Origin of the sequence: Vibrio sp. Y29_XK_CS5, from assembly GCF_024181835.1 — a bacterium.
GTDB classification, from domain to species: domain Bacteria; phylum Pseudomonadota; class Gammaproteobacteria; order Enterobacterales; family Vibrionaceae; genus Vibrio; species Vibrio harveyi.
In genome coordinates this window covers 2232467-2247278 of the sequence record NZ_JAMZAM010000001.1, presented here as the reverse complement: position 1 = coordinate 2247278, position 14812 = coordinate 2232467, and the positions used below count along the sequence as shown (strand labels likewise).

The 14812-nt window shown below is 45.3% G+C and carries 12 protein-coding genes; 8 read left to right on the top strand and 4 right to left on the bottom strand.

The window, feature by feature from the left end:
* Nucleotides 1-377: 377 nt before the first annotated feature.
* From NL647_RS10090 to NL647_RS10075, 4 genes are all read right to left on the bottom strand, one after another.
* Nucleotides 378-2000, bottom strand: coding sequence for an alpha-amylase family glycosyl hydrolase (locus NL647_RS10090; RefSeq protein ID WP_253650089.1), 1623 nt, complete (start codon nt 1998-2000; stop codon nt 378-380).
* Between the two features lie 86 nt (nt 2001-2086).
* Nucleotides 2087-2593 carry a glycosidase gene (locus NL647_RS10085; RefSeq protein WP_110415992.1) on the bottom strand — a complete coding sequence of 169 codons (507 nt, stop codon included), beginning with the start codon at nt 2591-2593 and terminating at the stop codon, nt 2087-2089.
* A gap of 328 nt (nt 2594-2921) precedes the next feature.
* A complete protein-coding gene (locus NL647_RS10080; protein ID WP_005449574.1) occupies nt 2922-3731 on the bottom strand; it encodes a MalM family protein in 810 nt (269 codons plus the stop codon).
* Nucleotides 3732-3831: 100 nt separating this feature from the next.
* Nucleotides 3832-5136 (bottom strand): maltoporin, encoded by a 1305-nt coding sequence (locus tag NL647_RS10075; protein ID WP_154202144.1) that lies wholly within the window; start codon nt 5134-5136, stop codon nt 3832-3834.
* A gap of 446 nt (nt 5137-5582) precedes the next feature.
* On the opposite strand from NL647_RS10075, the gene glgX reads away from it, so the two are divergent.
* From glgX to cfa, 8 genes are all read left to right on the top strand, one after another.
* Nucleotides 5583-7550 (top strand): glycogen debranching protein GlgX, encoded by a 1968-nt coding sequence (glgX, locus tag NL647_RS10070; RefSeq protein ID WP_029788720.1) that lies wholly within the window; start codon nt 5583-5585, stop codon nt 7548-7550.
* A 252-nt stretch (nt 7551-7802) separates the two neighbouring features.
* Nucleotides 7803-9524: a diguanylate cyclase gene (locus NL647_RS10065; protein ID WP_009702616.1), complete on the top strand. Its 1722-nt coding sequence runs from the start codon at nt 7803-7805 to the stop codon at nt 9522-9524.
* Between the two features lie 254 nt (nt 9525-9778).
* Complete coding sequence (locus NL647_RS10060; protein WP_253650088.1) at nt 9779-9934, top strand: hypothetical protein; 156 nt, start codon at nt 9779-9781, stop codon at nt 9932-9934.
* Nucleotides 9934-10725 carry a uroporphyrinogen-III C-methyltransferase gene (gene cobA, locus NL647_RS10055; protein ID WP_253650087.1) on the top strand — a complete coding sequence of 264 codons (792 nt, stop codon included), beginning with the start codon at nt 9934-9936 and terminating at the stop codon, nt 10723-10725. The genes NL647_RS10060 and cobA overlap by 1 nt, the downstream gene beginning before the upstream one ends.
* A gap of 25 nt (nt 10726-10750) precedes the next feature.
* Nucleotides 10751-11779, top strand: coding sequence for an anaerobic sulfite reductase subunit AsrA (gene asrA, locus NL647_RS10050; RefSeq protein ID WP_253650086.1), 1029 nt, complete (start codon nt 10751-10753; stop codon nt 11777-11779).
* Nucleotides 11779-12579 (top strand): anaerobic sulfite reductase subunit AsrB, encoded by an 801-nt coding sequence (asrB, locus tag NL647_RS10045; RefSeq protein ID WP_005449587.1) that lies wholly within the window; start codon nt 11779-11781, stop codon nt 12577-12579. The genes asrA and asrB overlap by 1 nt, the downstream gene beginning before the upstream one ends.
* A 12-nt stretch (nt 12580-12591) precedes the next feature.
* Nucleotides 12592-13593: a sulfite reductase subunit C gene (gene asrC / locus NL647_RS10040; protein WP_005449588.1), complete on the top strand. Its 1002-nt coding sequence runs from the start codon at nt 12592-12594 to the stop codon at nt 13591-13593.
* A 7-nt stretch (nt 13594-13600) separates the two neighbouring features.
* A complete protein-coding gene (cfa, locus tag NL647_RS10035; RefSeq protein ID WP_050921271.1) occupies nt 13601-14746 on the top strand; it encodes a cyclopropane fatty acyl phospholipid synthase in 1146 nt (381 codons plus the stop codon).
* Nucleotides 14747-14812: the final 66 nt, after the last annotated feature.

The following is a 14812-nucleotide window of genomic DNA, read 5'->3' as shown; positions in this document are numbered from 1 at the left end:
AGAGATAGAGATAGAGATAGAGATAGAGATAGAGATAGGAATCGAAACAACAGAACTTGTCATACCCAATTAACTTCAAGATACAGGATTCAGAGCGTTGTCATGGATTTCCTGTTTCCCCGAAGGGTACTCTTTGCAAACAGTAAGACCTTGTCCTGTAGACTTTACTGTCGGCTCTTGATTTAGAAGAACTAAACCTTTAAATCGCCGCCACGTCTACAAACTAAATCACTCTCGCTGAGTCAAGCATCTTGGAATTAGCTGGGTATATGATTTCTAAAACCTACAAAAAAAGCCAAGTGAGTCTCTATGGGGGTAGAAGACTGCACTTGGCTTTGGATAGAAATAAAATACTAATGAGCAAGTAGCCTTAGATGCTATTGCACACTCGACGTTACTTTAAAGAATCGCCCTTGTAGTGCGGACATTGGGATCTGGTATTGCCCATTACTTGGTGTGATTGTTTGGTTCGTTAGCAAGTCCACCAGCGCTTGAGAGCTACCCACTTGCGCCTCGGTCAAAATAACGTTTCGAGCGCTTTCTAATGTATTAAGCGCAAACAACACCTGATCACTGCCAGACTTTTTCAGATCGACATAACTACCATTGCTCGCCGCTAAGTTAACGCGAGAACCTTGATACAGGGCAGGATGAGCTGCACGCATCGCCATCAAAGACTTAACGTAATTTTTTAGGTCAACTTGATTTGCATCCAAGGTTGCTGTCACACCCTCAATCTTAGCGCTGCTGCGGGCGACATGGTCATCGCACACGCCTCGCACGGCGCAGGTGTTATTGTCTTCTTTCGCAGCAAACCCATCAACTTGATCGCCAATTTCGTCGCCGTAGTAGAGCGTAATTGGTCCGGTATAAGCCGCTTGGAAAGCAAACGCAGCCTTATGACGTTGCCAATACTCGGCGTCATTAATATCAGCCATACCGCCGCGTTGAAGTAAGTCACCAAAACGAACTAAATCGTGGTTGCCAATCATTAAGTTTGGCTGCGCATGGGATGGATACTGATTGTGCGTTTGGTAGCCATTATCCAACCAATCAACACCTCGCCCACCCACGCCACTTTCATTTACCGCTAACGTTTCTACGATGCGGTAACGCATTGGGAAGTCGAACGCCGAGCACAACGCGGGATCATCCGCAGACCCATACGCTTCACTTGCGATATCAGATTCGCCCTTCCAAATCTCTGCAACCATATAGCCAAGAGGGTTAACGTCTTTGCCATCAGCATTTGTATAAGTCACACTTTGCGAAGCATCATCGACGGCTTTGCGGATCTGTGTCCATGCATCCGTTGGTACTTGATACGCCTGATCCAAACGCCAGCCGTCGATCTTCAGCTCTTTCACCCAATAGGTCGCCACTTCTTTGTAGAAGTCTAAGCTGGTAGGATAATCAACAGGATTACTACCACCAGTAGGCAGCAAGCCAGACGGAGAAGGTTTGATCAATCCATCTTTGTGGTGACCGAATACGCCATCAAAAAAGACATACAAACCACGCTTGTGTGCCTCATTAACTAAGGTTCTTGCTGTTTCTAAATCGCCAAAGCGAGGATCAATCTTAAAATAATCCGTAGCAAAATAACCCGTTGCATCCAAGCGATCTGCCCAGTGATCTTGTCCCGCAATCGCTTGAGACTCAAAAACTGGCGTCAACCAAATCGCATTCATGCCTAAGTCTTGGATATAATCCAGGGAATCAATGATGCCTTGTAAGTCGCCATTGTGATGACTGGTACCATATCCGGTCCCATGACCTATGTTTGAATCACCATCGACAAAGCTCTCAACCATGATCTGATACGTGCGAAGCTGATTATTCTGCTCCATCACATTCGCTTGGCAGGTATAACTCGAATCTGGAAGTGGTGTACTGCCACTATCACTGCCGCCAGAGGAATTACATGCCGATAAAACACCAACAACACTCAACGCAATAAGCGATTTACCAAGCAGTTTATTATATCGGATATTGTGCATTAAACTCTCCCAAATAAAATTAACCCCGACACGTTCTCCATGTAGGGGTTAATAAAAAAAGCAAATCTAAATAACGAAATGGAATATTATTGGCACTTATTAACCATTACATGAAGTGGTTTGCCTTCGCCTTCAAATTGAAGACTCCAAACATATTTACCATCTTCTTTAATTTCAACCGCTGTATCCGTTCCGTAGCCACCGAAAGTCAGTGGTGTTAATTCACCCACGTTCATTCGATTGCCTTTCGCAGTAAATTGTGGGAACCACAACTCTGTCGCGTACTGCATTTTGTAAGAGCCTGCTTTTTCTTGCGTCACAACTTGGTAGAAGTTATTACCTTTATAAGTGTATTGGCGTTGAGGTACATGCTTCCAATCTGAATCAGCAAACGTACCAACAACAAACAGTGGCTTAGAAATTGGACCTTTCGCCGTACTATCTGGGTTATCACAAGCCGCCATAAAAGCGACGACTTCATCTTGAGATAGATTAACAATAGGCTCAGCCGCCGCTTCTGGTTCTGCCGTTGATTGACAGCCAGCAAGAGCAACAAGTAAGGCAGCAGCAAGTGATGTTTTCATCATGTTCATTTTCACGTTAATTCCTTTTTAATATTCCAAAGTAAATAAAAACTCACCAAGTTGGTAAAAGTTTAATATTTAAAAAGAACAAAATATCGAACTACCGATAAAGAATATTATTCTATATCTTGCTGAGCCAGATTACTTTGATAGGTTTAATTATTTCCTAATCGATGACGAGTAAGGTTAGGAACACAATTTAATTATTGATCTGTTAAATATAAAAAACAAAGTAAAACAAATAAATTTGTGAATAAGCTAACTATATGTAGGGGTGAGTTTTAAACACTCAAATAGAGTAATAAAAAAGGTCAGCATATCGCTGACCTTTTTTTAATTATTTTGTATTTACTGCTTTCACAAATACTTCTTGTGCACCTTCGATGCCCAATTCTTTCGCTTCATCAAGCAGTGTTAGTGCTTTCGGAATATCATTAGCCGCGACCGCTGCTTTAATCGAGCTGTGGTAGTAGCTGGTTAAATCCGTACCTTGTGGGATATTGTCGTTTTTCGCGACAATTTTAGTATTCACGATATCGTTCGCGGATACTGAGAAGCGGAACTGACCAAGTGGGCTGTGTTTCGCTTGAGGATCTGCAATATCTGGCGGCTGAGTGTGATTTGCCAGTGCGAAGGCTTTTGCAGGGTGAAGAACTTCTGAACTTCCTTTTAGATCATCGGAAGTGGTGTAAACCAACACATGCAAATCGTTACCTGTCATGTCTGGAATTACATTCATTTCAAGTACGAACTTATCGTTATCCAGTAGTTTTGCTGGCACGTACTCAAACTTTGAAAAATCTGCTTGGTAAATAGGTTCACCCGCCGCATTCATTACAACGACGTTTGGTGCATAGAACTCTAGGTTCTTGTTTACGAATGTCTCTAGTTTAATATCGAGACTGCCGCGATTACCCGGTAGAGCGAACGCTGCAATTGCGCCTGCGCTATTACCATCTAATAGCATTTGGCTTTTATCAGTCAAAGCGAACTCAGTAACCGCAGGTACATCAATTGGTACCCATTGAATATCACCCGACTGCGTGATCACTTGTTGCTGACCTTTCGGGCTCATGTCTACTTGTTCTACAGAAGAACAACCCGTAGCCAACATTCCCAACAGCACGGGAGCAAGCCATTTTTTCATTACCGTCTACCTCGACTCGTTATTGTTTTTGAAATAAATACAGCCAGATAGATTCTGGCTGTATCATTCTAGGACAATTTAGGACTTAGTGGTTAGATGATTACCACCAAGCTTCCGCTTGTACACCGAACTGGAATGTATCGTCAGAACGACCACCGTCAAATGTGTTTGAGTTGTCCGCTTTATCCGCTGTTAGGTAAGAAGCGTATAGACGGATTTCAGGACGAGCCCAGAAGCTAGAGCCAGCAGACCATGCTTGAGCAACTGTTAGCTTACCGAATTTATTTTCATCACCATCGTTATCATCAATCGCGTAACCCGCTTCGAAAATAGTTTTGTGGTTGTCGTCCCATTTGTACATTGGACGAACTACAGCAGACATAGTTTCCCATTTGTGGTCAGCAGCCCACATATCTTCACCAACACCGTATACTAGTTGGTGACCCATTTCCCAGCTGTCACCCATGCTGATTACACCCCAGTTGATTAGGCGGTAACCAGATGCGCCATCACGAGCTTCTGCACCGTACCAGCTACCGTCTCCGTAAAACGCCATTGTCTTAGAGTAGCCTTCTGTACCGTACTGGAATACTGTTTTGTTGAAGCCTGAATCTAGACCTTGGGTCAATTCAGCTGTGAACATGACGCCATTTTTCGCATCTTTTGCTGCATTTGATGCATCTTCAGTTTCATTAACTAGAGCGTAGTTTAAACCTACTTCTAGAGAACCATTGTTCCACACTGGAAGACCAGCATAACGAACATCTAAAGTGTTAACGTTAGCTGCACCGCCATCGTTACCTGCATCAGGTGTATCGCCAGGTTTGTTTTCACCTAGCTTGAAGTTATCGTTACGGTCGTTACGTACCCATGCGAAAGAAAGTTTACCTGGACCAGCTTCGATGTTTTCGATACCAGCACCGGCGCCAGAAATGTTCCAGTAGTAGAAGTCAGAGATATGGATATCGTGACGTTGGTAGTAGCGTTTACCAGCCCATAGCGTTGCTTCTGGAGCGAAGTCTAGAACGCCTTTAGCTTGAACGTTGAACTGACGTAGAGCAAATTGTGCATCATCAACACATTTAACGTTAGTACCATCAAGACCACAGTTTGTTGCAGTACCTTCCCAGTCGTTTGAACCGTTAGAAGTCATTGCAAACATTGAGTCAACGTAGAAGGTTTTACCGTTGTTGTTGTAAACTTCTTTACCTAGTTGAACTTCACCGTACACATCGCCTTCGTTACCTAGACGACCTACTTTGTTCTTCTCAAATGTTACTTGTTGACCACCATCAGCATTTACACCAACACCAGCACGCATGTAACCGTGGAAATCCACTGCGAAAGCAGAACCAGCAGCTAAAGTTGCAGCAACAGCAGCAGCAATTACACTTACTTTTTTCATTCTTAACTCCATTAAGGGTATTTATAATTCTGTCTTCCCTGCTCACTCTTTTAGGTGAATATAGGCAGTAAAAATGCACCTAAAGAAAGAGAGGTAAGATGGGAACAAGTCCCCGTTTGTTTCAACAGTCTTAAGATTACCCAAGGCGTACAAGGATGACGTCCTCCACCCCAAACTAATTTAGGGGGGATGAGAAAGGATGAGAAAAATTACCGAATGGTGTTTTTTCGAGTCAGATCACCAATCTAGGGAGGAATTAGTAAGTTTCTTCGGTTTATAGTGGCTACAAAGTGATAGCCATTTCATATTTTCGTCAAAAATAGGACGTAGAAAGTAATTTAATTACAGTGATAATTTTCGTTCTAAGGTGGTTGACCTAAGTAAGACAAAGTTTTTTACTTATAGTTTCTTAAAGGTAGCAATAAATATTAAAAAAAGTATCTCTGATGACACGACTTCACTCTCGCCCCTACCCACTTGGTGCAACCCTAAATAAAGAAGGTTGTAACTTCGCTATTCATGCGCCAAGCAGTAAAGACATTCAACTTGCGCTCTTTGCAGAAGACGGCAGCTATGCACTGCACGACTTACCAAATGAATATGCAGGTATTCGTCATACTTTTATTCCAGACATTAAATCTGGGCAGAAGTATGGCTTTGTGGTGACGCATCAAGAACAACCTTTGCTGATTTCTGATCCTTACGCAAAGTCGATTGATAAAGCCCTCCACTACCAACCTCCTTTCTCTCCTGCAAAAAGCTTTGATATGCCTAAATGTGTCGTTATCGAGGATCACTTCGATTGGCAAGACACCGATCACCCTCGCATACCAAGAGAAGAGATGGTGTTATTTGAAACCCACGTAAAAGGGTTAACTCAACAACACCCAGAGGTCCCAAGCGATGACAGAGGACGTTACCTAGGTTTATCGTCACCTGAGATGTTGGCGTTTTACAAACAACAAAACATCAATACGTTGCAATTGCTACCTGTTGCTGCGTGTATGCACGAGCCGCATTTACTTAAGATGGATAAGGTGAACTATTGGGGTTACAACCCTTACCTTTTCATGGTGCCAGATCCTCGTTATGCCGAAAAAGATGCCGTCACAGAACTCAAAACTACCATTCGAGAGCTGCACAAGCACGGCATCGAAGTGATTCTTGATGTCGTTTACAACCACACGGCGGAAGGCGGTGAAGGTCCGACTATCTTCAACCTAAAAGCACTCGATCCTCGCTGTTACATCAAGCATGGTCCTCACTATGCGAACTTCACTGGTTGTGGCAACACGGTGGACCTGACTTATCAGCCAGCACTTAACCTCGTTATGGATACGCTGCGTTACTGGGTGAGCGAATTTAAAGTTGATGGTTTCCGTTTTGACTTGGCAGCAACACTCGGTCGCCAAGGGGACGATTACAACCCTGAAGCGGCATTCTTTAAAGCGGTCGCGCAAGACCCAGTTCTTCGCGAGACAAAGCTGATTGCAGAACCTTGGGACATCGGTCCTAATGGCTACCAAGTGGGTAACTTCCCATTTGGTTGGAACGAGTGTAACGACAAACTACGAGACATCTCCCGCAGCTTCTGGCGCGGCGATCAAGGTTACCTAAAAGAGTTTGCGACGCGCTTGATGGGCTCTCGTGATATCTACAGCGCAGCGAACTGGCCTTACAAACTCACAGTCAACTACATCACATATCACGACGGCTTTACCTTGCAAGATCTCGTGTCTTACAAGCAAAAACATAACGAAGCCAACGGCGAAGAGAACCGTGACGGTCATGGTGATAACCGCTCGGAAAACTATGGCGTTGAAGGTGAAACCGAAAACCTAATGATCATCGCCACACGCGAAAAGCAAAAACGCAACCTGATTGCTAGCTTGCTGTTCGCGTTCGGTATTCCTCATATCCTGACTGCAGATGTGCTATCCCATACGCAAGGTGGCAACAACAACGCCTACTGTCAGGATAACGAGACTAGCTGGTTGAGCTGGGCGACGTCTGAGCGCAAGCAAGATTTCAAAGCATGGATTTCACAAATGGTGGCAAACCGTAATCAATACATGGTGCCATTCATTCGTGCTTTTAGTGGTGAAAATCGTAATAACAACCGCATCTTCTGGCGTCGTATTGATGGCAGCTTGATGGAACATGACGATTGGAACCGTTTAAGCTCAGTAGCGCTGCATTTAGGCATTGGTAAAGAAGGGCAAGAGTTGGTTTACTTGATCAACCAAACCAATGCACCAGCGCGCTTCAAGCTTCCAAGTGAGCGTGGTCAAGAATGGGTGACGGTGTGCGATACCAACGTACGTAACCTAAACCCAGGACATGCGGAAGGAGAAGTCCTGTTGTCTCCAACTTCGATGGCAATTTTGCACTATAACCCAAATCAAGAAGCCTAACAGATTCGCCGTCCAATCCTATAAGTTCTTACAAACCCAGCTGCATGCTGGGTTTGTTTTATGGACGTTTCGAGCAGATATCCATCAATCAGGTCAAAGAACACACCATACGCATTGATGCGATAATGAAACTAATCTAATATCGTTAGCCAAATCACATTTATAATATCTACAACGTAATTTGGCACCATGGCTTTACCTAAATTCTTAATCCGTATTCTGCGGCCTTACCTGCTACTTCTCGCAGGATTTATGGTCTATCTGGCTTATGCTCAGTTAGTTGATTCTGAGTCGATGGTTTATCGGCAATCTCAAACCAATATCATCACCGCCGAGCGGCTAATCCACTCCCAAATCGAAGCGGCTTTCAGCAAATTCTATCTACTAGAAACCGCACTAAAGACGAGCAAGCAAGACCTTAATGATCCTGACTTTCATGAGCTAAGCCAAGGCATCATCGATTACTCACCACAGTACTCCAACATTCTCTACACCACGACAGATAGTAACATTGCCTATGGCCTTTCTGGTCAGGTAAAACAAGCGGATATCAGCAAGATCTTATGGCATAAGCTGAATACCGTCAGTGATAAATTTTCCATCTCTTCGCTATACCAAAACCCGCAACAACGCTGGGTATTTGCCATCAAACATGACAACCCAGACCTCAAATACCAACTTTGGTTAGAGTTCGATCTCCTCCATACTACTCAGCAGCTACGCGGTCTTAAAACTTTGAATAAAGGCTATGTGTTTGTCGTAGACAGAGACACCGAACGCTTAGTGTTCCATCCTGATCCAAGCCGAATTGGCGATAACTCTGTCAGTTATCACGGTGGCATTAGCGAGAAAGTAGCCGCAGGATTGTTGTTTGGTAAACATGAATACTATTACCAAGATAACTTTAAGATTTCGGTCTTCGACGCAGACAACGGATTAAACTGGGTGTTTGTGGCGGGCACAGACCGCGCCGACATCCTCAACAACAGTTATCCATTTACTCTTACTGCAGGTGTCATTGCTTCTTTATTAGCTCTAGCGATTGGTATCAATTACCTCACTTACCAACTGCATTTGTCTTTAGCCCGCCTAAATGGCACGGAGAGCGTTGATGAGTTCAAAACCCAACTCAAGCATGTTTTGGATCGTTTCTGCTATCACAGAGGCATACAGTTCTGTTTATACGACAGCTTGAATTACAGCTTTTACACCCTCGATTATCACGGTAACAAAAAGCTCGTCTTAACTGATGCCGAGCTCGCGGCGCGTTTTTCTCATAGTGCGTTGACTTACCGCAACAAGAAGTACGGCGACGAGTTGACGAAAAAGCTCAAGATCAACAGTAATCACTACTGCATTCCGTTGTTTGATGGACGAGAACTGCTTGGGGTGACTTACGTCAGTTGCCGATTCCCAACCTACAAATGCGTGCTCAGTTTGATTCAGAACTACGCCCAAGTAGCGTTGGCAAACCTCAAATTGCATGACCGTTTACGCCATCAAGATCCAATGACGCAACTCGAAAATAAAGCGTGTTTAGCTGCAAAAGTGTCGAGAGAGCTTCATTCAGAGAACCGTTTTATCGCGATGGTCGATATTGATAACTTCAAATACATCAACGATAAATTCGGTCATCCAGTGGGCGATTTGGTCATCCAAAAAACAGCTGAAGTGATGCGCGACTGTTTCCCTAAACCAAAAGGGATTTGTTTAGCGCGCTATGGTGGTGAAGAGTTTGCAATCGTGTTCCAAGCCAATGACGAATTCGATGCCAAACACCAACTGGATAACTTCCTAACGGTGCTGCAAAGAAGCCATCTCACTTTGGGTTGTGGCGATGTGCGATTTACGGCAAGTGTTGGATTTACACCATTAGAAACCAGTTACCATCACGTGGTGGAGCAAGCTGACAAAGCACTTTATCAAGCAAAAAGATTGGGCAAGAATCGCGTCTGTCACCTAAAAGCAGCATAACGCTTTTCTTTTCCAAAAACGACAAAGCCAGAGCAAACATCGCTCTGGCTTTTTTATTTTTATTACAGTCAGTTAAATCAAAAAAACTGACACTCCCCTTTCCTCTTTCCCGTCTTTTAACCGACTCAAGTTCTGCCCCCAAACACCCTCTCGTTAATCAGTTCTGAACAGGTGTTTATTTTTCTTTGATTTAACTTAACGGCTCTCACCAATAACCTTAAATGCATCAGGGGATTGCATGAAGCCAATTGAAAATGAAAGAACTGGACGATTACATAGAGCAAATAAATTTAGACCTGACTAACGAGATGTTAGAGGAGCTAGGTTGGATTAGCAACAACGTTCATCAAGTGTTTTATTGGCTCATTGCCGCCATCCTATTCGTTGTATTGATTTGGGGTATTTTTTAATGAAGGCATCCAATCCATCTTATGGTCAGGTTTATTTGGTTGGGGCGGGCACAGGCGATGCATCACTGCTCACCATTAAAGCATTTCGTCTGCTCAATCGCGTTGATGTTGTGCTTTATGACCATCTGGTTTCGGAAGAAGTCTTGGATGTAATTCCACGAAAAACCCTAAAAATCTGCGTAGGCAAACACTACGGTAAGTGTTCGCAAACTCAGGCAGAAATCAACCAAATGATGAAGGGCTACGCAATCACAGGTCTGACGGTATGTCGCTTAAAAGCGGGCGACCCGTTTGTATTTGGTCGAGGCGGTGAGGAAGCGACCTATTTAGCTCAACAAGGTATCGACTATGAAGTTGTGCCGGGTGTAACTGCAGCGCTCGGGTGCTGTGCTTATGCGGGGATACCGGTCACTCATAGACAAGTTTCGAGGGGTGTCACCTTGGTAACGGGTCGAAACTGTAATGATGCTAGCGAACCAAATTGGAGCGCACTTGCCGCCATCGACCACACCCTAATTTTCTACATGGGGCTACACAAAGCAGAAGCGATCGCAGACAACCTGATTGCTCACGGTCTCGCGCCAGATACACCTTGCGCTATCGTCAGCAATGGGACACGAGAAAATCAAAACAAGATCGTCACTACCTTAGCTGGATTGTATGAAACCTGCAAAGCGCAAAAACCACCACTGCCAGCAATCATAGTGGTGGGAGACGTGGTTTCCCTTTCACAGTCACTGGAATGGTTTGAGTCCACCGCCGAGCCCTGTTTAGAACGCACGATTCATTAGTTTTTGAAAATAACGAGATAGAACAATGCCTAAGTTTTTAACTACTCAGCAAATGGGTTCGGCGATCGAGGCGTTACGTCAGAGCTATAAGGTGATGGCGCCCGTCTATGAAGAATACGCAGGTCGTTTTGCCCATACCCCAAATTTGGATTACCAAGAACTCGAACGTTACGATCAACTGGAGTGGAAAGAGAAAAGCCATTTCTCACCCAAAGAAATCGTCTTCCCAATTACCGAAACCCTGTTTTGGTTTAACGCCGACGAGTTGCGAGAATCCAGCGTCGATGCGCGTCCTATGTTTCTGTTTCTCAGAGCTTGTGACATCAATGCGCTCAAAAGCCTTGATTACATGTTTTTAGAAAACGGCGGTCACGAAGACTTCTACTACAAACGTCTGCGCCAAAAACTCAAACTCGTACTGATTGAATGCAGCGAAAGTTTCGACAACTGCTTTTGTGTCTCTATGGGCACCAATAAAACTGACAACTTTGCGGCTTCAGTTCAATTTAGTGACCACGGCGCCATTGTCACTATTAAAGATCCAGAGCTAGCGCCCTACTTTTCACAAGGCAAAGACGTTGAGCACAATGTCAACTTCGTCAAGTCCAATCCTGTCAAAGTGCGTACGCCAGATTCGGTTTGCGATGATCCGGCTAAAGTACGCGAAGTGTTACTCGGTCATCCAGTGTGGTCAGAATACGATTCACGCTGCATTGGTTGCGGTCGCTGCACTTCCTCATGCCCGACTTGCGCCTGCTTCAACGTGTTTGATGTGGTTTATAACCAAGAAGCCAAAGTGGGTGAACGTCGCCGCCAACACGCCAGTTGCATGATTGATGGTTTCTCGGATATGGCAGGCGGTCACAGCTTCCGTCATAAAACTGGAGAGCGCTTACGTTATCGCGCCTTACACAAGGTCAACGACTTTAAGTCTCGCCAAGGCGAACACCATATGTGTGTCGGATGCGGGCGCTGCGACGACCGATGCCCTCACTACATCTCATTTAGCAACATCATCAACAAGATGACATCGATTGTAGAGGAGGCGCTCTAATGTGCGATTGTGAAAACAAAATGCTGCCGCAAAGCTACCCGATTATTCATATCGAAAAGCACACAGAACTGGAATGGAACTTTCGCGTTGCGTGTGACTTTCCGGTGCACTACGGACAATTTGTCGAAGTGGGTTTATCCCTTGTGGGTGAAGCTCCTATTTCCGTCTCCGACTACGGCTTAGGTTACGTCGACTTGCTGATACGTAATGTCGGCAAGGTAACCAGCGAGCTGTTCCAATTAAACGCCAGTGACCGCGTGATGATGCGCGGCGCAATGGGCAATGGCTACCCGATGGAAGAGTACCAAGATAAACACCTCATTGTGGTCGCGGGCGGCACTGGCGTTGCTCCGGTTAAAGGGCTGATTAACTACTTTCACAACAACCCAAGTGATGTGAAGAAGATGTCTTTGATCCTCGGATTCAAAAACCAAGATGCCGTGTTGTACAAGAACGACTTGCTGAATTGGTCTTACTCCAATCACGTCATCACCACCTTGGATGACGGTGGCGACGAACACTTCTATGAAAGCGGCTTAGTTACCGAACACATCAGCAAACTTGATCTCTCTGACAAGGAAAACATCCGCGTCATCGTAGTGGGTCCACCGATCATGATTAAGTTCGTCGTGCAGGACTTCTTATCCAGAGGCATTCAAGAGGACCAGATTTGGGTCGACTACGAACGCAGAATGGCTTGCTCAGTTGGTAAATGCGGCCACTGCCGAATTGGCGACAAATACGTGTGCTTGGATGGTCCGGTTTTCCGTTATGACCACGCCAGAACCATGATCGATTAGGAGGGAATCACAATGACGATGGACGTAGATATCATCAAAATGCGCGCCAATGGCGATTACCGCCTATCGAAAGTACGTGGCGAGTGCATGATCAGCGTACGCATTCCAGGTGGCATTATGCCTGCTTACCTGCTCGGCGCTGCGCAAGAGATCGCCGAGAAGTGGGGCAATGGTGTTATTCACCTCACCACGCGACAAAAACTGGCGATGCCCGGCATTCGCTATGAAGATATTCCAGAGGTCAACAAAGCGCTGGAGCCCTTCATCAAAGACATCACCGTCGATACGTGCGGCATTGATGTCGAAGACACACAAGCAGGTTATCAGTCGATTGGTGGGCGTAATATCGTCGCGTGTCAGGGCAGTCGAATCTGCCAGAAAGCCAATACCGATACCACTGGCTTGGCACAGCGAATGGAGCGTCACGTTTACCCAAGTAAATACCATTTAAAAATGGTCATGGCAGGCTGTCCGAACGATTGTGCCAAAGCCAATATGGCAGATTTCGGCATCTTCGGTATCGCCAAGATTAATTTCGAAAGTCATCGCTGTATTGGTTGTGGTGCTTGCGTCAAAGCTTGTGCGCACCACGCAGTAGATTGCTTGTCACTCAAAGACGGTAAAGCGGTGAAGGAAGAAAGCAAATGCATTGGCTGCGGCGAATGTGTGCTTGCTTGTCCGACACTGGCTTGGCGTCGAGATCCAAAACAATTCTATATGGTCAAACTGGGCGGTCGAACTTCGAAGAAGACCCCTCGCGTTGGCAAGATGTTCCTCAATTGGGTAACGGAAGACGTCCTACACCCTGTCATCGACAATCTGTTCGAATTTGAAAAAGAGATGTTGGGCGGTAAGCCGATTTACCTTCACATGGGACATCTGATCGATAAAGGCGGCTACTTGCGTTTTAGAGAGCGTGTCTTAGATGGCGTTAGCCTAAATCCAGAAGCCAAAGTCGCCGAACGTATGTATTGGGCAGAAGATGAATACGTAGCGAACATGCACGTGAAATAGGCATAATATGAACAAACTAGAAGAAATGTTTAAAGAGGCGTTAGCCCCGGCAGGTATTACCATTAACGGCTCGAATCCGTGGGATATCCAAGTATTTAACCCAAAAGTGTATGAGCTTGTGATGCAGTCAGGCTCCTTGGGTTTAGGGGAAGCGTACATGTCCAAGATGTGGGATTGCAGTCGCTTGGATCAGTTCTTTGAACGCGTACTTTTAAACGACATTGAAGGCAAACTGGGGCTGGCTGAAAAACTCAAGTTTGCCTCTTCCGCTGCGAAACTAAAATTGAAAAGCTGGGTTAACCCGCAGAGCATTGAGCGCTGTAAATTCGATGTACCGCACCATTATGACATCGGCAATAAGCTTTACCAAAAGATGCTCGATTCACGCATGACTTACACCTGCGGATACTGGAATCGAGCTTCGACACTGGATGAGGCGCAAGAGCACAAGATGGATTTGATTTGTCGCAAGCTCGATCTGCAACCAGGGATGCGTATTCTCGATATTGGCTGTGGTTGGGGAAGCTTTATGATTTACGCAGCGAAGAAGTATGGCGTTATCTGCGATGGTCTCACTCTATCCAAAGAACAGAAGAAGCTCGGCAGCAAACTGGCGATAGAAAATGGCGTAGTCGCGAACTTCATTTTGAAGGACTACCGCGAGTTCAAACCCACCGTACAATACGATCGCATCGTTTCTATCGGTATGATTGAACACGTGGGACCGAAGAACTACGCGGAATACTTCGAGTGCGCAGAGCGCTTCATGAAAGATGATGGCGTGTTCTTGCTACATACCATTGGTTCACACCACAGCACTACCGCATCGGACCCGTGGATCTCGAAATACATCTTTCCAAATGGTGTCATTCCATCGATGAAGAACCTCGCAGAGGCGATGGAAGATCGATTCAACATCGAAGATGTGCACAATTTCGGTGAAGACTACGACAAAACCCTGATGTGCTGGTTCTCCAACTTCCAACAATCGTGGAATCAAATCAAAGGCGATTACAGTGAAGATTTCTACCGCATGTGGAAATACTACTTACTCAGCTGTGCTGGCGCCTTTCGCTCACGAGATTTGAGCCTATGGCAACTCGCCCTAACTAAGATTGGTCGCCGTCGTCCACTGACCGTACGTTCCATGTAAGCAATCTGCCTCCAGATTGTGTTTTGAGCACCTTCGTTTGGCTCCAAGCCAGAATGGGCGGTTTCA

Excerpts from the sequence above, each read along its gene's own strand:
- cfa (WP_050921271.1), top strand. The coding sequence starts at position 13,601 with ATGAACAAACTAGAAGAAATGTTTAAAGAGGCGTTAGCCCCGGCAGGT.
- glgX (WP_029788720.1), top strand. The coding sequence starts at position 5,583 with ATGACACGACTTCACTCTCGCCCCTACCCACTTGGTGCAACCCTAAAT.
- NL647_RS10090 (WP_253650089.1), bottom strand. The coding sequence starts at position 2,000 with ATGCACAATATCCGATATAATAAACTGCTTGGTAAATCGCTTATTGCG.
- NL647_RS10065 (WP_009702616.1), top strand. The coding sequence starts at position 7,803 with ATGGTCTATCTGGCTTATGCTCAGTTAGTTGATTCTGAGTCGATGGTT.
- asrA (WP_253650086.1), top strand. The coding sequence starts at position 10,751 with ATGCCTAAGTTTTTAACTACTCAGCAAATGGGTTCGGCGATCGAGGCG.
- NL647_RS10075 (WP_154202144.1), bottom strand. The coding sequence starts at position 5,136 with ATGAAAAAAGTAAGTGTAATTGCTGCTGCTGTTGCTGCAACTTTAGCT.
- cobA (WP_253650087.1), top strand. The coding sequence starts at position 9,934 with ATGAAGGCATCCAATCCATCTTATGGTCAGGTTTATTTGGTTGGGGCG.
- NL647_RS10060 (WP_253650088.1), top strand. The coding sequence starts at position 9,779 with ATGAAAGAACTGGACGATTACATAGAGCAAATAAATTTAGACCTGACT.
- NL647_RS10085 (WP_110415992.1), bottom strand. The coding sequence starts at position 2,593 with ATGAACATGATGAAAACATCACTTGCTGCTGCCTTACTTGTTGCTCTT.
- asrB (WP_005449587.1), top strand. The coding sequence starts at position 11,779 with ATGTGCGATTGTGAAAACAAAATGCTGCCGCAAAGCTACCCGATTATT.
- asrC (WP_005449588.1), top strand. The coding sequence starts at position 12,592 with ATGACGATGGACGTAGATATCATCAAAATGCGCGCCAATGGCGATTAC.
- NL647_RS10080 (WP_005449574.1), bottom strand. The coding sequence starts at position 3,731 with ATGAAAAAATGGCTTGCTCCCGTGCTGTTGGGAATGTTGGCTACGGGT.